At 76.1% G+C, this 21,158-nt stretch carries 18 protein-coding genes; 7 read left to right on the forward strand and 11 right to left on the reverse strand.

Translation table 11 applies throughout. The features are described 5' to 3' along the window. Nucleotides 1-2: 2 nt before the first annotated feature. From ASG36_RS15865 to moeZ, 6 genes are all read right to left on the reverse strand, one after another. Nucleotides 3-3,335, reverse strand: a complete 3,333-nt coding sequence (locus ASG36_RS15865) for an ATP-dependent DNA helicase (RefSeq protein WP_235495097.1) — start codon at nt 3,333-3,335, stop codon at nt 3-5. Continuing rightward, nucleotides 3,332-6,607, reverse strand: a complete 3,276-nt coding sequence (locus ASG36_RS15870; protein ID WP_235495100.1) for an ATP-dependent DNA helicase — start codon at nt 6,605-6,607, stop codon at nt 3,332-3,334. Before ASG36_RS15870 ends, ASG36_RS15865 begins: the two co-directional genes overlap by 4 nt. Before the next feature lie 31 nt (nt 6,608-6,638). Continuing rightward, nucleotides 6,639-6,926 carry an MGMT family protein gene (locus tag ASG36_RS15875; RefSeq protein ID WP_235495102.1) on the reverse strand — a complete coding sequence of 96 codons (288 nt, stop codon included), beginning with the start codon at nt 6,924-6,926 and terminating at the stop codon, nt 6,639-6,641. A gap of 38 nt (nt 6,927-6,964) precedes the next feature. After that, the gene (locus ASG36_RS22010; protein ID WP_055765957.1) at nt 6,965-8,029 is read right to left on the reverse strand and encodes a hypothetical protein; all 1,065 of its coding nucleotides are present in this window, start codon (nt 8,027-8,029) and stop codon (nt 6,965-6,967) included. Nucleotides 8,030-8,129: 100 nt separating this feature from the next. Continuing rightward, nucleotides 8,130-8,714, reverse strand: a complete 585-nt coding sequence (locus tag ASG36_RS15885) for a TIGR03086 family metal-binding protein (protein ID WP_055765960.1) — start codon at nt 8,712-8,714, stop codon at nt 8,130-8,132. Nucleotides 8,715-8,775: 61 nt separating this feature from the next. Further along, on the reverse strand, nt 8,776-9,936 hold the full coding sequence (gene moeZ / locus ASG36_RS15890) for an adenylyltransferase/sulfurtransferase MoeZ (protein WP_055765963.1): 1,161 nt from the start codon (nt 9,934-9,936) through the stop codon (nt 8,776-8,778). 126 nt (nt 9,937-10,062) lie between these two features. Here moeZ and ASG36_RS15895 point away from each other — a divergent pair, with 126 nt between their 5' ends. Continuing rightward, nucleotides 10,063-10,497: a VOC family protein gene (locus ASG36_RS15895; protein WP_055765964.1), complete on the forward strand. Its 435-nt coding sequence runs from the start codon at nt 10,063-10,065 to the stop codon at nt 10,495-10,497. Here the strand turns inward: ASG36_RS15895 and ASG36_RS15900 are convergent. Together ASG36_RS15900 and ASG36_RS15905 are read right to left on the reverse strand one after the other, a co-directional pair. Beyond that, on the reverse strand, nt 10,494-11,387 hold the full coding sequence (locus tag ASG36_RS15900; RefSeq protein ID WP_235495104.1) for a DUF3152 domain-containing protein: 894 nt from the start codon (nt 11,385-11,387) through the stop codon (nt 10,494-10,496). The genes ASG36_RS15895 and ASG36_RS15900 overlap by 4 nt on opposite strands. A 215-nt stretch (nt 11,388-11,602) precedes the next feature. Next, nucleotides 11,603-12,661, reverse strand: coding sequence for an alpha/beta fold hydrolase (locus ASG36_RS15905; protein ID WP_235495106.1), 1,059 nt, complete (start codon nt 12,659-12,661; stop codon nt 11,603-11,605). Nucleotides 12,662-12,732: 71 nt separating this feature from the next. Between ASG36_RS15905 and ASG36_RS15910 the strand changes: the two genes are divergently transcribed. Together ASG36_RS15910 and ASG36_RS15915 are read left to right on the forward strand one after the other, a co-directional pair. After that, nucleotides 12,733-13,407, forward strand: a complete 675-nt coding sequence (locus tag ASG36_RS15910; protein ID WP_055765968.1) for a TetR/AcrR family transcriptional regulator — start codon at nt 12,733-12,735, stop codon at nt 13,405-13,407. A 109-nt stretch (nt 13,408-13,516) separates the two neighbouring features. Then, the gene (locus tag ASG36_RS15915; RefSeq protein WP_055765972.1) at nt 13,517-13,750 is read left to right on the forward strand and encodes a DUF3107 domain-containing protein; all 234 of its coding nucleotides are present in this window, start codon (nt 13,517-13,519) and stop codon (nt 13,748-13,750) included. A gap of 59 nt (nt 13,751-13,809) precedes the next feature. On the opposite strand, the gene ASG36_RS15920 is transcribed toward ASG36_RS15915, so the two are convergent. Then, on the reverse strand, nt 13,810-14,475 hold the full coding sequence (locus tag ASG36_RS15920) for a ferritin-like fold-containing protein (RefSeq protein WP_082523193.1): 666 nt from the start codon (nt 14,473-14,475) through the stop codon (nt 13,810-13,812). Between the two features lie 366 nt (nt 14,476-14,841). Between ASG36_RS15920 and ASG36_RS15925 the strand changes: the two genes are divergently transcribed. Genes ASG36_RS15925 through ASG36_RS15940 form a run of 4 tightly spaced genes read left to right on the forward strand, consistent with a single transcriptional unit; the run spans nt 14,842 to nt 19,496 of the window. Beyond that, nucleotides 14,842-16,527 (forward strand): DEAD/DEAH box helicase, encoded by a 1,686-nt coding sequence (locus ASG36_RS15925; protein ID WP_235495108.1) that lies wholly within the window; start codon nt 14,842-14,844, stop codon nt 16,525-16,527. A gap of 28 nt (nt 16,528-16,555) precedes the next feature. Continuing rightward, nucleotides 16,556-17,698, forward strand: a complete 1,143-nt coding sequence (locus ASG36_RS15930; protein WP_235495110.1) for a PQQ-binding-like beta-propeller repeat protein — start codon at nt 16,556-16,558, stop codon at nt 17,696-17,698. 20 nt (nt 17,699-17,718) lie between these two features. Further along, a complete protein-coding gene (locus tag ASG36_RS15935; RefSeq protein ID WP_055765976.1) occupies nt 17,719-18,636 on the forward strand; it encodes an alpha/beta fold hydrolase in 918 nt (305 codons plus the stop codon). Beyond that, the gene (locus ASG36_RS15940; protein ID WP_055765979.1) at nt 18,633-19,496 is read left to right on the forward strand and encodes an oxygenase MpaB family protein; all 864 of its coding nucleotides are present in this window, start codon (nt 18,633-18,635) and stop codon (nt 19,494-19,496) included. Before ASG36_RS15935 ends, ASG36_RS15940 begins: the two co-directional genes overlap by 4 nt. A gap of 1 nt (nt 19,497) precedes the next feature. On the opposite strand, the gene ASG36_RS15945 is transcribed toward ASG36_RS15940, so the two are convergent. Together ASG36_RS15945 and ASG36_RS15950 are read right to left on the reverse strand one after the other, a co-directional pair. Continuing rightward, the gene (locus ASG36_RS15945) at nt 19,498-20,298 is read right to left on the reverse strand and encodes a PD-(D/E)XK nuclease family protein (protein WP_055765980.1); all 801 of its coding nucleotides are present in this window, start codon (nt 20,296-20,298) and stop codon (nt 19,498-19,500) included. Continuing rightward, nucleotides 20,295-21,152 (reverse strand): PHP domain-containing protein, encoded by an 858-nt coding sequence (locus ASG36_RS15950; protein ID WP_055765983.1) that lies wholly within the window; start codon nt 21,150-21,152, stop codon nt 20,295-20,297. The genes ASG36_RS15945 and ASG36_RS15950 overlap by 4 nt, the downstream gene beginning before the upstream one ends. Nucleotides 21,153-21,158 lie beyond the last annotated feature (6 nt).

Genomic DNA, 21,158 nt, shown 5'->3' on the forward strand with positions numbered 1-21,158 from the left:
GCTCACCGGTCCTCCCCGGAGACCAGGGCCAGGAGGCCGGCCTCGTCGAGCAGGTCGACCGGGCGCAGCGTCACCCCGGCGGCCACGTGGTGGAACCCGGCACTGACCTGCTCCACCGGCACCCCGGTGAGCCGTGACCAGCCCAGCCGGTAGGCAGCCAGCTGCACCCCGGCCGCGGCCAGCTCCGCGGGGCCGGGCACCGGGCCGGTCTTCCAGTCGATCACCTCGTAGCCGCCGTCGGGGGTCACGAAGACGGCGTCGATCCGACCGCGCAGGGTGAGCGGGCCCAGCGGCGTCTCGAACGGCGCCTCGACGTCGACGGGCTGCCGGTCGGCCCACTCCCCGGCCAGGAACCGCTCCTGCAGGGCGGTCAGGGTGTCGTCCGGCGCGGCCGCGGCGTCGCCCGAGCCGGGCAGCTCGTCGATGTCGATGAGCCGGGACGCCCCGAACCGCTGCTCCAGCCAGAGGTGGAAGGCGGTCCCACGGCGGGCGAGCGGGGCAGGCGCCGCGGGCATCGGCCGGCGCAGCCGGCGGGCCAGCTCGGCGGGGTCGCGGCGGAGCGCGACCAGGGCCGAGACGGACAGGTGGGCGGGCAGGGACACCTCGGTCGCCCCGCGGCCGGACTCGCCCCGCTCGCGGAGCAGCAGGTCGGCGTCGCGGACCCAGTCGGTGACCACGTCGTCGTCGGCGGCGCCCAGGCCGGGCTCCCCCAGCGGGTGCGCCCGGGTGGCCCCGACCAGCTCGGCGGCCGCGGTGAGCGCCCGTCGACGGGTGGCCGACAGCGGGTCCGTCGGCCACACCCCCACCGGCCACTCGGCCAGCGCCGGGTTGGTGGCGTCCTCGTCGGGGGCCTCGGCCCAGTGGTCCACCACCCCGTTGCCGGCCTCGCAGGCCTCCCGGACGGCCTGCAGCAGGGTCGAGGGCCCGTTGGGCTTGACCCCGTCGCGCCACCAGCTGCCCGAGCAGAGCAGCAGCCGCTTGGCCCGGGTGACCGCCACGTAGCCCAGCCGGACCTCCTCGGCCAGCCCGAAGGCCTTCCACTCCTCGACGTAGGTGCCCAGCGCGTCCCGGACCACGGACTGGTCACCGGAGCCCGGGACGGGCAGGCGCAGCCGGGGCAGGTCCTCCCGGTCGGTCGCGCGCAGCTCGACCGGGACGGCACCCGGGTCGCTGATCCAGGAGTCGGAGGTGTCGGGCTTGCTCGGGAACTGCCCGACGGTCATCCCGGGCACGCCGACGACGTCCCACTCCAGGCCCTTGGCCGAGTGCCCGGTGAGCAGCTGGACCGCGTCGGGGTTGACCGCGATCTCCCCGGGTTCCAGGCCGCGCTCGCGGACCTCGGCGTCGGACAGGTAGCCCAGGAACGCCGGCAGCGAGGGCAGCTCGGCGAGGTCGGCGAACTGGGCCGCCACGGTGTGCAGCGCGTCCAGGTGGGTGCGCGCGGCACCCGGGGTGGCGTCGGGGTGGCTGGCCAGCTCGGTCTCCAGGCCCAGGGTGCGCACGACCTCGTCGACCAGGTCGGGCAGCGGCTCACCGAGCCGACCCCGCAGGCCACCGAGCTCGGCACCCAGCCGCCGCAGCCGCCGGTGTCCCTCGACGGAGTAGGCGTCGGGGCGGCCGAGGTCGTCCAGCGCCTCGACGATGCTGCCGCGCTCGGGGGCCAGCTCGACGACCGGCGCCGCGCCGGCCTCGTCCGCGCGGGGACGGCGGTCGCGCACCAGCTGGCGGGCCCGGGCCTCCAGGGCGGCGAGGTCTCGGGGACCGATCCGCCAGCGGGCGCCGGTGACCAGCCGACCCAGCGCGTCCCCGGCGGTGGGGTCGACCAGCACGGTCAGCGTGGCCACCACGTCGGACACCTCGGGCACGTCGAGCAGACCGCCCAGGCCGACCACCTCGACCGGCAGCCCGCGGGCCCGCAGCGCCGCGGCGATGCCCGGGAGCTGGGCCCGGCGGCGGGCGAGCACCGCGATGGTGGGCCGCTCCCGGGCCGGGTCGGGCTCGGCGGGCCCGTGCCACTGCGCCGCCAGCCGGTCGGCCAGCGCCTCGGTCTCCTCGGCGATCGTGTCGTAGAGCCCGACGTGCACCTCGCCCGGGCCGGCCGTCGGCGCCGCGGTCAGGTCGGGCAGCGGGGACGCGTCCTCGGGCTGGGGCAGCCGCCCGGCGACGGTGTTGGCGATCGCCAGCACCGCCCGGTCGTTGCGCCAGCTGGTCGACAGGGTGAGCCGCTGCGAAGGCCGGTCGGCAGCACCCGGGAAGGTGCGCGGAAAGCGCTCGATGGTGCCCGAGGAGGCGCCGCGCCAGCCGTAGATGGACTGCCGGGGGTCCCCGACGGCCAGCACCGGGTGCTCGCTGTCCCCGCCGTACAGGGCCTCCAGCATCCGCAGCTGACCGACCGAGGTGTCCTGGTACTCGTCGAGCAGCACCACCCGCCACCGGGCCCGCTCCCGGCGGCCCACCTCGGGCGAGGCGGTGGCGACCCGGGCGGCGTAGGCCACCTGGTCGGCGTAGTCGATGGCGCCCGCGGCCCGCTTGCGCGCCTCGTAGGCCTCGACCATCGGAAGCAGGGCCACCCGGGAGCGCTGCCGGGCGAGCACCTTGAGCACGTCGGCGTAGGGCCCCTTGGTGCGGCCGGTCACCGGGTAGGCCCGGACCTGGTCCTCGAAGCGCGTGGTCCAGGCCCGCAGCTGGTCGGGGCTCACGTCGTGCTCGCCCAGCTCGGAGGCCAGCTGCAGGACGTCCTCGGTGGTGGTGACCAGCCCGAGCGAGACGTCGCTCATGTCGCCGGTGTGCGCGGCCACCGCGGTCGCCGCCTGACCCCAGCACATGGCCGGCCCCAGCACCCCGGCCCCGGGCTCGACGCCGATCCGCAGCCCGTGCTCGGCGACGATCCCGGCGGCGTAGCCGTGGTAGGTCGCCACCGTGGGCGCGGCCACGGCGAGCCGCTCGGCCAGTGCCGGAGCGGTGTCGGGGTGCCGGGCCAGCGCGGTCAACCGGAGCCGGACGCGGGCACCGAGTTCGCTGGCGGCCTTGCGGGTGAAGGTGAGGCCGAGGACGGCCTCCGGGGCCACGAGCTCGTTGGCCACCAGCCACGCGACCCGGGCGGCCATCGTCTCGGTCTTGCCCGACCCGGCCCCGGCGACCACCACCATCGGCCGGTCGACCGGGGCCGACACCACCGCGGCCTGCTCCGGCGAGGGGGCGTAGGAGAGCCCACAGCGCCGGGCCACCTCCGCGGGGTCCAGCAGCTGCGGCAGCGGGACGGCCGCCGGGGCGACCATGCCGGGGAGGTCGAAAACGAGCTGCTCCTCGGGCTGCTCACCGCGGCGGGGGGTCACCGGGTCACCTGCCGACCGGACTCCTGCACCGGGCAGCTGCGCTTGAAGGAGCAGCGGTCGCAGTCGGTGTCGGTGCGGGCGGCGAAGGTGGCCGCCCCCATGCCCTCGCCCACCTCGGCGACGAGCTCCCCCGCCCAGGTCTCCCGCGGGGGCACGTCCTCGGGCAGCGGGGCCTGCACGTGCTCCTTGGCCGCCTTCTGCGCCCCGCCGACCTGCAGCAGGGACGCCCCGCCGGGCACCGCGCCGTGCCGGGCGAACGCGCCCTCGGCCACCGCCACCTGGTAGGCGGCCAGCTGGCCGTGCTCGGCGACGGTGCGGGGTGCGGTCTTGCCGGTCTTCAGGTCCACGACGACCAGCCGGCCGGCGTCGTCGCGTTCGAGCCGGTCGACCTGCCCGCGCAGCCGCGCCCGGCCCACGGTCACGTCGAAGTCCTCCTCGGCGGCGACCAGCTCGCGGTCACCCCGGACGTGCCACCCCAGGAACTTGGTCAGCATCTCCTGGGCACGGTCCCGCTGGCGCTGGTCGAACCAACCGGGCCCCAGGTCGAGCCGGTCGAGCTCGCCGTCGAGCACCGCGGCGGCCTCGGCCGGCGGGAGACCCTCGGCGACCTGCTGGGCGACGTCGTGCACCGCTGACCCGACCGTCCGGGTGGTCTCGGGGGACGCCTCGGCACCCACCGCGCCGAGCACCCAGCGCAGCGGGCAGCGCTGGAAGGTGTCCACCGCCGAGGGCCGGACCCGTACCGCCTCGGCCGGGTCGACCAGCGGGGACTCGTCGGACAGCGGCGCCAGGCCCCACCAGCTCGACGGGTCGGCACCGGGTACGCGCTCCTCGGCCAGGCGGCGCAGCAGGGCGGCGGCGCTGGCCCGTCGGGCCGTCGGGGTGTGCGGGTCGGTGAGGGCCCGACGCAGGTCGGCCACCAGCGCCGGCAGGGTCAGCGCCCGGGGTAGCGGGGTGTGCGGGCGGGTGCCGTCGCCCTCGGCGGGCGGTTCGGCCACCAGGTCGAGGAACCGGCTGGCGTTGGCCCCGGCGTCGGCCCCCTCCAGGCCCCCGTCGACGGCGGTGACCACCAACCGGCGTCGGGCCCGGGTGACCGCGACGTAGAACAGCCGACGCTCCTCGGCCAGGGCGAGCGAACGACGGTCCAGCGTCGCGGTGTCGGTCCCGGCGGCCGCGTCGACCAGGTCCTCGGAGCCCAGCAGGCTGGCCCGCACCCGGAGGTCGGGCCAGACGCCCTCCTGCACCCCCACGACGCACACCAGGTCCCACTCCAGGCCCTTGGCGGCGTGCGCGGTGAGCAACCGGACCGTCTCCCCCGCCGGGGCGCGGGCGGCCCCGCCGTCCCCGGGCAGCTCCTGGGCCCCCACGTGATCGACGAACTGGGCGACCGTGGCGTACGGCAGCCGGTCGACGAACGCGGCGACCGCGTCGAACAGCGCGACCACCGAGTCGAGGTCGCGGTCGGCCACCGCGCCGGCCGGACCGCCGCCGGCACTGGCGCGCGCCCACCGCGGCCCCAGACCGCTGGCCTGCCACATGGCCCAGAGCACGTCCTCCGCGCTGCCGCCGCGGGTGAGCGCGAGCCGCCCGGCGCCCAGCACGTCGGCGACCCGGTCGGCCGGACGCGCGACGTGGTCGGGCAGCGCCTCCAGCAGGGTGGCATCGGCGAGCACGTCGGCCAGCGGGGTGCCGCGCTCGGCCGGGTCGATCCCCCGGTCGACGAGCACCCGGCGAGCGGCCCGCCGGAGCCGGCGCAGGTCGAGCACGGTGGCCCCGCCGAGCGGGGAGGCCAGCAGGGCCTCGGCACCGGACTCGGTCACCCAGACCTCGCCGTCCTGCTCCGGTCCGGCTCCGGCGCCGTCCGCGGGCGGCGGGGGGAGCAGGGCGCGGAGCCCGGCCAGCAACGGCTCGACGGCCGGCTGCTGGGCCAGCGCCAGGTCGTCGGCGGAGACCGCGACCGGCACCCCGGACTGGCCGAGCGCCCGGCGGACCGGCGCCAGGGCCGACGACGTGCGCACCACCACGGCCATCTCCGACCAGGGCACCCCGTCGACCAGGTGGGCCCGGCGCAGCGTGTCGGCCACGTGCGCGGCCTCCCCCGCGGGGGTGTCGAACACGTGCACCTCGGCCGTCCCGGCGGCGGTGTGCTCCCCGGGCTGCAACCGACGGTGCTCCCACGGGCCGGGCAGCCCCTCGGCCACCCGGCGGCTCACCGCCAGCAGCTCGGCCCCCGACCGCCGGCACACCCCCAGCGACAGGCGCTGGGCCGGCCGGCCGTCGGCGTGCCGGAACCGCTCGGTGAACTCGGTGATGCCCCGGGGCTCGGAGCCGCGGAACGCGTAGATCGCCTGGTCGGGGTCACCGACCGCGACGAGGTCCCGCCCGCCGCCGGAGAGCAGGTGCAACAGCTCCACCTGGGCGGGGTCGGTGTCCTGGTACTCGTCGACGAACAGCCAGCGCGTGCGGACCTGTTCGACCCGCAACAGCTCGGGGTCGGCCTGCAGCTCGGCGATGGCCTCGCGCACCAGCTCCGCCGGGTCGTACCCGCTGCCCGAACCACCGAAGGACGTCTCCAGCCAGGTGACGTCCTGGTACTGCTGGGCGAACCGGGCGGCGGCCACCCAGTGCGGCCGGTCCAGCGACCGGCCCAGCGCCGCCAACCGCGCGGGGTCGACCCCCCGTTCGGTGGCCCGCAGGACGAGTTCGCGGAGCTCCCGGCGGAACCCGGCGGTCTCCAGGGCCGGCCCCAGGTCGCTCGGCCACCGGAGCACGTCGTCCTCGACGTCCCCGCTCAGCAGTCGGCGGACGGTGAGGTCCTGCTCGGCCGAGGCCAGCAGCCGCGGCGGGGGGTCTCCGCGGCGCACCGCCGCCCGGTGCAGCACGCCGAAGGCGTAGGAGTGGAAGGTGCGGGCGACGGGCTCCCGGATGGTGCGCCCGACCCGGGCGGTGATGCGGGTGCGCAGCTCGGCTGCGGCCTTGCGGCTGAAGGTGAGGACCAGCACCCGCTCGGGGTCCAGACCGGACTCGATCCGCCGGGCGACGGCCTCGACGATCGTCGTCGTCTTGCCCGTCCCCGGGCCGGCGAGCACCAGCAACGGACCGCCGGGGTGGTCGACCACCGCCTGCTGGGTGGGGTCGAGCACCGGTCGCACGGCCGGCGGCGCGGTCGGTCGCACCAACCGGTAGCGGGGTGCGGCGACCGGCCCGGGCACCTCCGGGTCGACACCACCGACGTGCGCCTCCGGCGCCTGCTGCGTTCCCCCCACGGCCACGGGTCGATCAGACCACGGGGCACCGACAGTCTCAGGCGCGGCGACGTCGGTCCGGCCAACCCACCTCGGCGAGGTCCACCCGGCCGCCCCGCAGAGGCACCCCGTCGGCGGCCAGCAGCTCGAGCTGGCGCACCCGCACCTGCTCGGCTGCGGTGCCGTCGGCGCGGACCACCCGGAACCAGGGCACCGCTCCCCCGCCCGTGGACAGCGCGCGGGCGACCCGCCGGGGTCCCACCCCGACGAGCCGCCCGATGGCGCCGTACGTGCTCACCCGCCCGGCCGGGATGGCCTCGACGACGTCGAAGACCGCCTCGTCCACGTCGACCGGAGCTCCGGTCGACCCCGGCTCGGACAGGGTCAGCCCACGTAGTTGCTGTTGACCCGCCACCACTCGTACAGGGCGGAGACGTCGGCCTGGGTGGTGCCCGGGCTGGTCACGTAGCCCTCGATGAGGAACTGGTCGTCGGTCCACACCAGCAGCACCGTGCCGTCGGTGAGGATCGCGCAGCCGACCTGGCCGGTCTGCGACCGGTCGTCGGTCGCCCACGGGTAGTAACCCACGGTCGTGGAGCAGTCCTGCCCGGTCGGCAGCTCGCTGAGCCCGCCGCCGGTGACGTCGGTGAGGAAGACGTCGTCCATCGTCGTGGTGTCGGGGTACTGGTAGAACCGCGCCTGCGCCGGCCCGGGCTGGGTGAGCGCCGCACCGCACTGCGCGGCCGCCGTGTCACCGTCGCCGGCCAACGACGCCTCCTCGCAGTCGGTGAAGTCGCTCGGGAGCACCGACACGAGGTCCTCGGCGCTGCCGCCGGTCGAGGTCGGCTCGGAGGTCTCGGTGGACTCCGAGCTGGACGACGACGGGCTCGAGGACGTCGAGGAGGCCGAGCTGGAGCTGGTGGCCGAGGAGCTGCTGGCGATCGGCTCGTCGTCCCCGCCGCCCAGGTTGACCACCAGCAGCACGGCGACGACGGCGATGATCACCACCGCGGCGACCGCCCCGATGATCAGGCCGGTCTTCTTGTTGCCCCCGCCCTGCGGGCCCTGCGGACCACCGCCGTACGGGCCGCCGGGACCCCCAGGACCCCCGGGACCGCCCGGGCCGCCGAAGCCGGGGCCACCGGGTCCGCCCGGGGGCGGGCCGGCCTGGCCCGGCTGGCCGTAGCCACCGGCGGGCTGGCCGAACTGCTGGGTGGGCTGCTGGCCGAAGCCACCGGGCTGTCCCTGCTGCCCCGGCTGCCCGAAGCCGCCCTGCTGGGTCGGCTGCTGGCCCCACCCACCGGACTGGCCCGGGTCCTGACCGGGCGCCTGGCCCGGGGTCTGGCCGAAGACCTCGGTGGGCTGGTCACCACCGGGCTGACCCGGGAACGGGAGACGTCCACCGGGCGGAGGTCCGTAGGGGTTGTTGCCCTGGGGCGGCTGCGACATGGGTGCTGACCTCCTGCGATGCGGACTCGTCCGGTGCGGATCGTAGGTCCCCGGTGGCCGGTCCGCTGCACGGCACAACGACCCGCGCGCCCCGTTCGGGTCAGCTGCGGCGACCGAAGCGGGCCAGCAGCCGGGTCTGTGCGTCGGCGCCGGCCGGCACCGGGACGGCGGGGTCGACCAGCCCGGGGACGCCGTCGGGACCGAGCCGGTGCTCGGCGTAGACCAACCCGGCCTGCACGAGCTCGTCGTCCAGGACGGTGTCCCCGCCGGTCGCCCGGGCGAGGTCCCACGCGTGCACGGTCAGGTCCACCGTCATCTCGGCCAGGTAGTCGGTGCCGGCCGTCGGCCCGGCCGAGAGGTCCACGGTCGAGGACATCGCGTCCGGGTCGGCCCAGGCGGTGAGCGCGGCGTCGGCAGCGGCCTCCCACGTCCCCAGCGGGTCGCCGTCCAGGAGCGCCTCCGTGCCGGTGGGCACCCGCGTGCCGGCCTCGGCCACCGACTCCCCGGCCAGCAGCGCCGGGGCCCACCGCTGCTCGGCCACGAGGTGTGCCACCAGGTCGGCCACGGTCCACCCGGGGAGGCACTCGTCGTCCCACTGCCCGGGCTCGACGGCGTCCACCCGGTCGGTGAACCGGGCCTGCGCCCGCTGGAAGAGCTCGAGGAGTGCCACGTGGTCCGGTGCCATGCGACCAGTCAAACGCAACCGGGCCCGACCTCGCGCGGAGGTCGGGCCCGGTAGGGCGCGATCAGTAGGTGGGCAGCGCCTTGTCGATGCGGGTCGCCCAGGCGGTCACGCCGCCCTGCACGTGCACGGCGTCCTTGAAGCCCGCGGCCTTGACCGCGGCCAGCGCCTCGGCCGAGCGGACCCCGGTCTTGCAGTGCAGCACGATCGGCTTGTCCTGCGGCAGCGAGGACAGCGCGCGGCCGGAGAGGATCTCGTCCTTGGGGATCAGCGTCGCGCCCGGGATCGAGACGATCTCGTACTCGTTGGGCTCGCGGACGTCGATCAGGGCGAAGTCCTTGCCCGCGTCCATCATGTCCTTGAGCTCGTCGACGGTGATCGTCGAGCCGGCGGCGGCCTCCTGGGCCTCCTCGGACACCACACCGCAGAACGCCTCGTAGTCGATGAGACCGGTGATCGGCTCGCCCTCGGGGTCCTTGCGGATCTTGATGGTGCGGAAGGTCATCTCGAGGGCGTCGTAGACCATCAGCCGGCCCAGCAGCGTGTCGCCGATGCCGGTGATCAGCTTGACCGCCTCGGTCGCCTGGATGGCGCCGATGGTCGCGCAGAGCACGCCCAGCACGCCGCCCTCGGCGCACGAGGGGACCATCCCGGGCGGCGGCGGCACCGGGTAGAGGTCGCGGTAGTTCGGGCCGTGCTCGGCCCAGAACACCGACACCTGGCCGTCGAAGCGGTAGATCGAGCCCCACACGTAGGGCTTGCCCAGCAGCACGCAGGCGTCGTTGACCAAGTAGCGGGTCGCGAAGTTGTCGGTGCCGTCGACGATGAGGTCGTAGTCGGCGAAGATCTCCTCGACGTTCTCGGAGTCCAACCGGGTCTGGTGCAGCCGGACGTCGACGAGCGGGTTGATCTCCTTGATCGAGTCCCGCGCGCTCTCGGCCTTGGACCGGCCCACGTCGGACTGCCCGTGGATGATCTGGCGCTGCAGGTTGGACTCGTCGACGGTGTCGAACTCGACGATGCCCAGCGTGCCGACCCCGGCCGCCGCCAGGTACATCAGCACCGGCGAGCCGAGACCACCGGCACCGACGGCGAGCACCTTCGCGTTCTTGAGCCGCTTCTGCCCGTCCATCCCGACGTCGGGGATGATCAGGTGGCGGCTGTAGCGGCGGACCTCGTCGACGGACAGGTCGGCGGCGGGCTCCACCAGGGGTGGCAACGACACGTCGTTCTCCTCGTGACTGGGGGGCGTCTCCGGCCGGTGGCCGGGGTTCCTGCTGCGGGCAACAGCCTGGCAGGTGCCCCTCTTCCCACCCAGCGCAGACCCCTCCGGCGCCGCACCATGGGCGCCGTGACCAGCCCCTCCCCGCTGCGCCCGGGCGCGCCCACCCACATCCGCCTGACCGTCACCGACGTCCCCCGCGCGCAGGCGTTCTGGACCGACGTCTGCGGCTTCGAGACCGCCGTCGGCGGGCCGCCCGAGGACGACGACGGGACGGTCGCCGAGGCCCTGCAGGGCGGGGTCGTGATGGCCGGCCGGGGGGTCCGGATCGGGCTGCGGCCGGTGGACGCCGAGCGGGCCGGCGACCGCTTCGACCCCTTCCGGGTGGGCCTGGACCACCTCAGCCTGGCCGTGGACACCCACGCCGAGCTCGAGCAGGCGGCAGCCTTCTTCGACGAGGTGGGGGTGCCGCACGGACCGGTGCGCACCGCGATGGGCGCGTCCCACCTGGCCTTCTTCGACCCCGACGGCATCGCGATCGAGCTCACCGGGCCCTCCAGCTAGGGGAACGGCCAGGCGTTCTTCTGGCAGCCCTCCAGGCCCAGGGTCTGCTGCTGCATGACCGGGGCGAGCTGCCCGGCGCCGGGGCAGGGCTGGTGGCCGTTGCCCAGGGCGTGCCCGACCTCGTGGTTGACCACGTACTGCCGGTAGGTGGCGATGTCACCGCCGTAGTCGGGGACGGCGGTCTCCCAGCGGGCGAGGTTGATCACCGCACGCTCGCCGTACCGGCAGGACGTGTAGCCCCCGGTGCCCACACCGGGGCAGTAGGTCTCCATGCTGCCCGGGCTGACCAGGCTGACCCGGAAGTCGTACTCCCCCGCGGCGGCCTCCGCGGCGCCCACCCGCTGGAAGCTCATGGCCCCACCGGAGCCCCAGGACCGGGGGTCGCCGAGCGTGGCCTCGACCGCGGCGGCGAAGCCCGGGCCGTCGACCTGGATGCCGTCCTCGACCTCGACGACGAAGCGCTCCAGCGGTCCGCTGCCGTACACCGCCGAGCTGCCGTCGACGACCGTCACCGTGCCGGTGCCCTGCTCGACGTAGCTGGCCGGGCCGGTGGTGGCGGGGAGGTCGGTGGGACCGGCGTCGCCCTCGGCGGGCGCGGGCTCGGCGGTGACCTCCGGCGCGGTCGTGGCGGGGGCGGCACGAGAGGAGACCGGCGCCGCCGAGCCGGCCGCCGTCGTCCCCGGGTCGGAGTCGGCCTGCCCGGTGCCGGTGACGGCGACGTCGACGAGCGCCAGCACGGTCAGCACCGCCAACAGCGGCACGGCGTAGGCCCGCCAGCCCCAGCGCGCGGCGAACCGGGCGAACCACCCGGTCGCGGGCCTACCGCCTCCGGTGCCGCGGCGGGTGACGAGCGGGTCGCGCCGGGCCACCAGGGGGCCGGGGCGAGGCACCGGCTGCGACGGGCGGGAGCGCCGGGCACCGCGGGGCGGGCTGGGCCGGGGGCCCACGAGCGGGCGGTCGCGTCCGGAGCCCGCCCCGGGGCCGGCAGGCCGCTGGGGGTCGTGGTCCGGACGGGTCACGGCGGTGAGGCTCTCACGGCCACCGGGCCACCCGGTCGAGCGCACGGTCGGCCCCGGTCGTGTCGGACCGTCCCGTCCCACCCGCCTCAGCGACCCCGCTCGGCGGTCTCCTCGATCAGCCCGAGCACGGCGCGGGCGGTGTCCTCGGGTGCCTCGGTCATCGCCACGTGCCCGACCCCGGGCTGCACCTGCAGGCGCGCGTCGGGCAACGCCGCCGCCAGCCTCGGGGCCATCCGGGGGTCGACCAGCTTGTCCTCCGCCCCCCACACCACCACCGTCGGGACGGCGACGGCACGGGCGGCCCGCCAGGCGTTGGCCCGGCCGACCCGCAGGTAGGAGGTCATCAGCCCGCGCATGCTGCGGGTCAACGCGCGGTCGGCCCACGGCTGGGAGTCCCGCAGCCGCATCTCCTCCACCGCCTCGTCGTACCGCGCCTTCGGCACCCGCGCCGGGTCGCCGAAGCACATCGCCAGGATCCCGCGGACCCGCTGCTCGGGGGTGCCCACCGACACCCGCCGCTCGGCCAGCGTGGGGATGCCGGGCAGCAGCAGCAGGGCGATGGCCCGGTCGAAGGCCGGCGGCACCCGGTAGACCGGCATCGCCGGGGAGACCAGGGTGAGCGTGGCGATCAGGTCCGGGCGCCGGACGGCGACCAGCAGGCTCACCAACCCGCCCAGGGAGTTGCCCAGCAGGTGCACCGGCTCGCCCCGCCCCGGCCCGGGCAGGTCGCGCACGTGCTCGAGGACGGCGACGACGGCGCGCACGTGCCGGGCGATGGCGTACCCGCCGCGGGGCGGCTCGGACTGCCCGAAACCGGGCAGGTCCACCGAGAAGCCCTCCAGCCGCACCGCCAGCAGGGCTGCCAGGTCCGTCCAGTTCGTCGACGCACCACCGAGGCCGTGCACGTAGAGCGCCCGCTCGTGCGGGGCACCGTCGGCGGCCCCGTCGACCGGGCCGGTCCACGGGGTGTGGCGCAGGAAGACGGTGCCGCCGTCGGCCGGCACCTGCTCGCCGGGCCAGGCGGGGACGAAGGGCCGCAACCGGCGCATCCGGGTGGTCGAGAGCACGGCGGGGCGGGGCTCCCCCGTCGACGGGGCACTCGCGGGGGCACGGGTGGCCTCCGGGGCCGGCCGGGCGTCGGGCACGGCGGCGACGGTAGACCACCTCCGCACTCGGACCACCGGGTACCGAACCCGCCGGTAACATCTGCCGGGCCATGCACCCCTCGCGCCCGAGCTCCCCGCCCGCCGGCCCCGCTGTCGCGGCCCGCCGCACCTCCCGCCTGCCGCGGGGTGCGCGCCGCCTGCAGCTCCTGCGCGCCGCGCAGGAGGTCTTCGTGGCGCAGGGGTTCCACGCCGCGGCCATGGACGACATCGCCGACCGGGCCGGGGTCAGCAAGCCGGTGCTCTACCAGCACTTCCCCGGCAAGCGGGAGCTGTACCTGGCCCTGCTGGAGCAGCAGGTCGGCGAGCTGGCCGCGCAGGTCCGGCAGGCGATGAGCGGCACCGACGACAACCGCACCCGGGTCGACGGCGCGGTCGGTGCCTACTTCGACTTCATCGACGCCGACGGCGAGGCCTTCCGGCTGGTCTTCGAGTCCGACCTGCGCAACGACGACGAGGTGCGCCGCCTCGTCGACCAGGGCGCCCGGGCCTGCGTCGAGGCCATCGCCGAGGTCATCGCCGCCGACACCGGGGTGGACACCGAGCGCGCCCAGCTGCTCGCCTCGGGCATGACCGGGCTGCTGGAGACCAGCGCGCGCTGGTGGCTCCCCCGCAAGGGCACGGTGTCCCGCGACGAGGCCGTCGCGCTGATGAGCTCGCTGGCCTGGCGGGGCATCTCCGGCTTCCCGCGCATCGGGGACGACGACCACCCCACCCCCACCCGCTGAGCCCGTTCGCTCTGGGCGCACCCCACCAGGCGGCTGCGGCCCCCGCGCTCGACTAGCGTCGCGGGCAGCAGCCAGACGAGGCCGCCCGACCAGAGGAGGCATCTCCAGCGTGGAAGTCAAGATCGGTGTCCAACACTCCCCCCGCGAGCTGGTCATCGACAGCCCGAAGACCCCGGACGAGATCGCGGCGGAGGTGTCGGCGGCCATGTCCTCCAGTGACGACGGCCTGCTGACGCTGGTCGACGAGCGCGGCCGCCGGGTCGTCGTCCCCACGAACAAGATCGCCTACGTCGAGATCGCCGAGGCCGACAGCCGTCGCGTCGGCTTCATCGCCGGCAACTGAGCGGCGCGGCCCACAGGGCCGCGAGTCCTCCCTGGGGGCGGTCCCGTCCGGGGCCGCCCTCAGGTGTTCAGGCCGAGGGCCTGCATCCGCTCGGTGTGCGCGGCCATGATCCGCTGGAGCAGCTCACCCACGCCGGCCAGCGAGCCCGTGCCCGCGATGATCAGCTCGGCGAGACCGTCGCGCTCGGCGATGACCACCTGCGACTGGGTGAGGGCCTCGCCCACCAGCCGCCGGGCCCAGAGCGCCAGCCGGCCGGCGACGGTGCGGTCGGCGGCGATCGCGGCGCGCACCTCGCGGACGGCGAAGTCGGCGTGCCCGGTGTCGGCGAGCACCTCCAGCACCAGGTCCCGGTCGGCGGTGGGCAGGAACGCGGCCACCTCGCGGTAGAAGTCCGTCGCCAGCCCGTCCCCCACGTGCGCCTTGACCAGGCCCTCGAGCCAGGTGCCGGCCCGGGTGGAGTCGTGGAAGGCGTCCAGCGGGGCGACGAAGGGCGCCATGGCCGCGGCCGGGGAGACCCCCAGCTCGACCAGCCGGGCCGAGAGCCGCTCGTGGTGCGCGATCTCGGCCGCGGCCATCCGGGCCAGCGCCGAGCGGCCCTCCAGCGTGGGTGCCAGCCGGGCGTCCTCGGCCAGCCGGTCGAAGGCGGTCAGCTCGGCGTAGGACAAAACCCCGAGCAGGTCCACGACCGGCCGCACGTGGTCGTCGGGCTCGACGGGGCTGCTCACGGGTGGGGCCCTCCTGGTGGTCGACGGGTCCTCCCCCGGACGGGGGACGGCGCCCCGCGGGCGACGCTCAGGACCGGTGCGCACCGTATCCCGCGCTAGGATGGCGTCCGGCGGGCCGCACGGCTCGCTCTCCGTGTGCGCTGACGACCGCCGGACGACGACCGCCGGGGCCCTCCCCAGGGCACCGAGGTCGGTCTCCTCGGGCCGTCCACCACGACGTCCGGGTCTGCTGGCCGCGTCGGCGCTGGACCCAGATCCCGGAACCGACCGGGACCGTGCAGCGTCGGCGCCGCCGATGCGCCGGTCCCCCACCAGACCGAGGCGAGACCACTGACCTCCAGCCGACAAGACACCGACCAGACCGCCGTGAGCGCCCCGGAGCTGGAGCACGCCGAGACCGGCGCCCCCGCCCCCGAGCAGCTCGAGGCCCAGATCGACGAGCTGGGCGGCGCCCCCGTCCCGCCCGACGCGCCGCTGTTCAGCGACTTCGACGTGCACCCCGACGTCGTCGCGGCACTGGCCGAGAACGGCATCACCCGCACCTTCGCCATCCAGGAGCTGACCCTCCCGCTCGCCCTGGCCGGCAACGACCTCATCGGGCAGGCCCGCACCGGCACCGGCAAGACGCTGGGGTTCGGCGTCCCCATGCTCCAGCGGGTCTCCCCGCCGGCCGAGGGCGGCGACGGGGTGCCGCAGGCGCTGGTCGTCGTCCCCACCCGTGAGCTGTGCGTGCAGGTCTCCCGTGACCTCGGTGCCGCCGGTGCCAAGCGCGGCATCCGGGTGCAGGCCATCTACGGCGGCCGGGCCTTCGAGCCCCAGGTCTCGGCGCTGCAGGCCGGCGTCGAGATCGTCGTGGGCACCCCCGGCCGGCTGCTCGACCTCGCCCAGCAGGGCCACCTGATCCTGGGCAAGGTCAAGGTGCTCGTCCTCGACGAGGCCGACGAGATGCTCGACCTCGGGTTCCTCCCCGACATCGAGCGGATCCTGGCGATGGTCCCGGACAAGCGGCAGACGATGCTCTTCTCGGCCACCATGCCCGGCCCGATCGTCACGCTGTCCCGGTCGTTCATGTCCCAGCCCACGCACATCCGGGCGCACGGCAACGACGAGGGCTCGACGGTCCCCCAGACCACGCAGTACATCTACCGGGCGCACAACCTGGACAAGCCCGAGCTGCTGTCCCGGGTGCTGCAGTCCCGCGACCGCGGTCTGGTGATGGTGTTCTGCCGCACCAAGCGCACCGCCCAGAAGGTCTCCGACGACCTCGTCGAGCGCGGCTTCGCCGCCGCCGCGGTGCACGGCGACCTGGGGCAGGGCGCCCGCGAGCAGGCGCTGCGGGCCTTCCGGGCCGGCAAGGTCGACGTCCTGGTCGCCACCGACGTCGCCGCCCGCGGCATCGACGTCACCGGCGTCAGCCACGTCGTGAACTACCAGTGCCCCGAGGACGAGAAGACCTACGTGCACCGGATCGGGCGCACCGGCCGGGCCGGCAGCACCGGCGTCGCCGTCACCCTGGTCGACTGGGACGACATCCCCCGCTGGCAGCTGATCAACAAGGCCCTGGGCCTGGACTTCACCGACCCGCCGGAGACGTACTCCACCTCGCCGTGGGTCTACACCGACCTCGACGTGCCGACGACGGCGACCGGCCGCCTCCCCCGCGCCCAGCGCACCCGCGAGGGCCTGGGCGGCGAGACCCTCGAGGACCTCGGCGAGACCGGCAAGCGGCAGAAGGCCGGCGACCGGGACCGTGGTGGTGACCGTGGCGGCCGCTCGCAGGCCGGCGGTCGTTCGGGCCCGGGCCGGGAGACCGTGGGCGAGGACGAGGCCCCGTCGGTGGGCCCGGCCAAGAGCCGTCCGCGCCGACGCACCCGGGGCAACGGCGAGGCAGCAGCCGGTGCGGCCGCCGCCAGCGACGGTCCTGCCGTCGAGGGCTCGGCCGCCGGCTCCTCCAGCGAGGCCCCCTCCGGGGACGGCACCACCAAGCCGCGGCGTCGCCGCCGCCGGGGCGGGGCCAACCGCGGCGGTGGCGGCTCGGAGTCCGCAGCCTGATGGCAGGTCGGCTCCTCGTCGCACCGGCGTGAGCCGGCTGCGGCGCCCGCCGCTGCGGGTCTGGGTCTGGACGGCGGCCGCCCTCGCGGTGGTCGTCGTCGCCGGCCTGCTCTGGCGCGGCTCGGACGCCGCGGCCACCACCAGCACCACCGCGGGCGAGCCCGCGGTCGCCAGCGGCAGTCCGGCTGCCGAGCTGGCCGTCGCCTGGACGACCACCCCGACCGGACCGGCACCCGACCGGGCCGTCGAGTCCGGCCGGGCGGTGCTGGCCCAGGACGACGGCTTCCGGGTGCTCGACCCGGCCACCGGGGACGAGGCGTGGCGCTACACCCGCAGCAACGCCCGGCTCTGCGGCGTCACCACGGTCTCCGACCGGGTCGTCGCGCTGTTCTCCACCGGCGGCCGGTGCAACGAGATGGTCGCCTTCGACGCGGGGACCGGCGTGCGCACCTGGTACCGCTCCGCCGGGTTCGCCGCCGACGCGACGCTGTCGAGCACCCAGGGGATCGTGCTGGCCCGCAGCGCCGGGGGCGTGGCCACCGTCGACCCGATCGGCAACGGCACCCGCTGGCGCTACGAGGTGCCCGAGGGGTGTCGGCTCACCGACGCCGTCGTGGGCAGCTCCGGGGTGGCCGTGCTCCAGCGCTGCGGGGAGGACGCCAGCAGCGCGGTCCTGTTCGACGGGATCGACGGCACCCAGCTGTGGAGCCGCGACCTCGGCGTCCCCGAGGCCCGGCTCACCGGTGCCGACCGGCTGGTCGGGGTCGTCGCCGGCGACGCCCTGCAGGCCCTCTCCCCCGCCGACGGGACGACGCTGCAGGACGTCCCGCTGCCGGCCGCCGGAGGCGACGGACCGCTCCAGCAGGCCGGGACTGACGACGCGGTGCTCGTGTGGGCCCGCAGCACCGTCCTGGTGCTGGACGCGACCACCGGCGCGCTGCGCTGGTCCCTGCCGGCGGTGGGCCTGCCGGCGGTGGACGAGGGCGGCAAGACCCCGGACGGTGCCGTGCTGGTCCCCGAGGACGGCGCGTTCGTCCGCCGCCAGCTCGCCACCGGGGACGAGGTGTCCCGCTCCACGGCGCCCACCGGCGCCCCGGTCGGTGGCCGCGCTGCCGTGGTGGGCTCGACCGTCGTCCTGGCCACGGCGGAGCAGGTCACCGCCTACCGCTGACGCGGGCGCACAATCGACGCATGCTCCCCGGCGGCTCCGAAGAGACAGCGCCCGACGACCTGCGCCAGCTGACCCGTTACGACGCCGCGCCGGTGTCCTTCCCCGGGGGCGCCGGTCCGCTTGCCGCGCTGGACACCGGTGCCGGCGCCCGCGGCACGGTCCTCATGATCGCCGGGTTCACCGGCACGAAGGAGGACTTCGCCCCGCTGCTGGCCCCCCTGTCGGCGGCCGGCTGGCGGGTCGTGGTCCTCGACCAGCGTGGGCAGTACGAGTCCCCCGGGCCGGACGACCCGGAGGCCTACACCGTCGACCTGCTGGCCGCGGACCTCCTCGGCGTGGCCCGGGTGCTCCGCGAGGAGGGCCCCGACGCCCCGCTGCACCTGCTCGGCCACAGCTTCGGCGGCATCGTGGCCCGTGCCGCGGTGGTCGCCGACCCCGGGCTCGTCGACTCCCTCACCCTGCTGGCCAGTGGTCCGGCCGGTCTCACCGGCCCGCGCGCCGAGCTGCTCGAGCACCTCGCGCCGCTCCTGGCGGCCGGCGGGGTGCGGCTGGTGCACGAGACGCTGGAGCAGCTGGCCCTCACCGACCCCCGGTCGCAGGACGTCCCGGTCGCCGTCCGGGAGTTCCTGGCCACCCGGTTCCTGGCCAACACCGAGGCCGGCCTCACCGGGATGGCCGCGGCCATGACCGAGGAGCCCGACCGGGTGGCCGAGCTGGCCGCCACCGGCGTCCCGGTGCTGGTCGCGCACGGCGACGCCGACGACGCCTGGACCCCGGCCGCGCAGACCGACATGGCCCGCCGGCTCGGTGCCCGGCACGAGGTGCTCACCGGCTCCGTGCACTCCCCGGCGATCGAGGTGCCCGCGCAGACGGTGCGGGTGCTGGACGACTTCTGGGCCGCCGTCCCGGCCCGCACCCACCAGGAGGCCGACGCGTGACCTCGATCAGGGACGTCACCCCCGCGCAGGACCTGGCCGGCTTCTTCGGCCCGGACTCGATCACCTGGCGGATCCACGCCGACCCCAGCTACTCCGTCGGTGGCCTGCGTGCCCTGCTGCTGCAGGCGCTGCACCCGGTCGCGATGGGCGGGGTCTCCCGGTTCTCGGTCGGCTTCCAGACCGAGCCGTGGGCCCGGCTCACCCGCACCGCCGAGTACGTGGCCACGCTGACCTTCGGCACCCGCCGGGAGGCCCTGCGCGCCGTCCGGGCCGTCCGCGGGGTGCACCGCGGCAAGTCCGACGTCGAACCGACCACCGGTCGCGCCTACAACGTCGACGACCCGGACCTGCTGCTGTGGGTGCACGCCTGCGAGGTCGACTCGCTGCTCTCGGTGGCCCGCCGCTCCGGCGTGCCGCTCACCGACGCCGACTGCGACGCCTACGTGGCCGAGCAGGTGGTGGCCGGCGAGCTGATCGGCTGCACCCCCGGCACGGTGCCCTCCTCGGTGGCCGAGCTCGCCGCCTACTTCGAGCGGGTCCGGCCCGAGCTCGCGCTCACCGACCCCGCCAAGGACGCCCTGCGCTTCATCCTGGTGCCCCCGATGCCCGGCTGGGTGCAGGTGCTGACCCCCGCCCGCCCGGCGTGGGCCGGGCTGGCCTCCCTGGGCGTGGCCACGCTGCCCCGGTGGGCCCGGTCGATGTACGGCCTGCCGGCCCTCGCCCTCACCGAGCCGGCCACCACCGCCGCGGCGCGGGCCTTCCGGCGCACCACCCTGGCGCTGCCGACCCGGGTCCGGGAGAACCCGACGCTGCGCGCCGCCCGCGAACGCGTCGCCGTCGGCACACCCGTGGTCGCCTGACTCACCCGCGCAGCGCGGCCCGCCCCTCGGGGCAGGACCGACGGAACGGGCACCCCGCGCAGTGCTGCCCGGTGACGACCGGGAACGCGGTGTCAGGGTCCGCCCCGGCCTCGACGGCGGCCGTCGCCGCGGTGGCCGCCCGGGCGGTGGCCTCGGCCCGCTCCACGTGCCCGGCGAGGGTCTCCGGGGTGTGCTCGAAGGCCGCCACGGTCGCGGTGGGCAGGTGGTGCAGCTCCACCCGGGTGCAGGGACGACGGAACGTGCGCCGGACGCCGAGGACGTACAGCGCCAGCGCCTGGGAGTCCGCCGCCTCGGCCTCGGTGCTCGGCCGGCGACCGGTCTTGTAGTCCACGACGACCAGCTCCGCGCCGCGCTCGTCGATGCGGTCCACCCGGCCCGAGACGCTCAGCGTCCCCGTCGTCACCGTGACCTGGCGCTCGGTGGCCAGCGGAGGATCGGCCGGGTCCAGCCCGGCGACGTGCTCCTCGACCCACCCGGCGGCCCGGGTGCGCCACTCCTCGGCGTCGGGGGCCTCCACGGCGGTGACCGTCGTCCAGTGCCGGTCCAGCAGCCGCCGGGCCGACGCCGGGGTGCGCTCGGCCACCGGCAGCTCCCACCAGGACCGCAGCGCGGCGTGCACCGCGGCCCCGACCGACGCGTTCACCCGCGGCATCGACTGCGGTGGGGTGGGGCGGTCGACGTAGCCGAACCGGTAGCGCCGGGGGCAGGTGTCGTGGGCGGCCAGCTTGCTGGGGGTGGCGGTGAACAGCGGCTCGGGCAGCTCGAAGGCCAGCTGGCTCACGCGGTCGCCGGGGCGCTGCCGGTGCCCAGGGACACCAGCCGGGCGTACTGCTCGGGGTCGGTGGTGCAGGCCGCGATCGGGGTCCTCTTGTTGCTGCCGTGGTAGTCGCTGGACCCGGTGGTCAGCAGGTCCAGGTCGGCGGCAAGGCCCCGCAGCAGGTCACGGTCGGCCGGCACGTGGTCGGGGTGGTCGACCTCCAGACCCAGGAGCCCGGCCCCGGCCATCGCGGCGATCGCCTCGTCGCCGACGATCCGGCCGCGGGAGCGGGCCAGCCCGTGTGCGAACACCGGCACGCCACCGGCGGCGCGCACCAGGGCGATCCCCTCGAGGACGTCGGTGTCGGCCTTGGCCACGTAGTACGGGCTGGTGTGGTGCAGGAGGCCGGCGAAGGCCTCGTCCACCGAGCCGACCACCCCGGCGTCGACCAGGGCCCGGGCGACGTGCGGGCGGCCCACCACGCCCCCGGCGCTGCGCTCGACGAGCCGCGCCCAGCTGATCGGGTGCCCGTCGGCCGCCAGCGCGGTGACGATCCGTTCGCCGCGGCTGAGCCGCTCCTCGCGCAGCCGCTGCCGCTCGGCCGCCAGCTCGGGGGCGTCGGGGTCGAACAGGTAGGCCAGCAGGTGCACGCTGATCGGCGGCTCGTCGGCCGGGAACCAGCGGCAGGACAGCTCGGTGCCGGGGACGACGGTCAGCCCGGACGGCGCGGCCGCGATCGCCTCGGCCCAGCCGTCGGTGGTGTCGTGGTCGGTGAGGGCGACGACGTCCAGACCGGCCGCCGCGGCCGCCTGCACGACGCCGGTGGGGGTGTCGGTGCCGTCGGAGACCGCCGAGTGGGTGTGCAGGTCGATGCGCATCACCGG

The organism is Geodermatophilus sp. Leaf369 (genome assembly GCF_001424455.1).
Taxonomy (GTDB): Bacteria; Actinomycetota; Actinomycetes; order Mycobacteriales; family Geodermatophilaceae; genus Klenkia.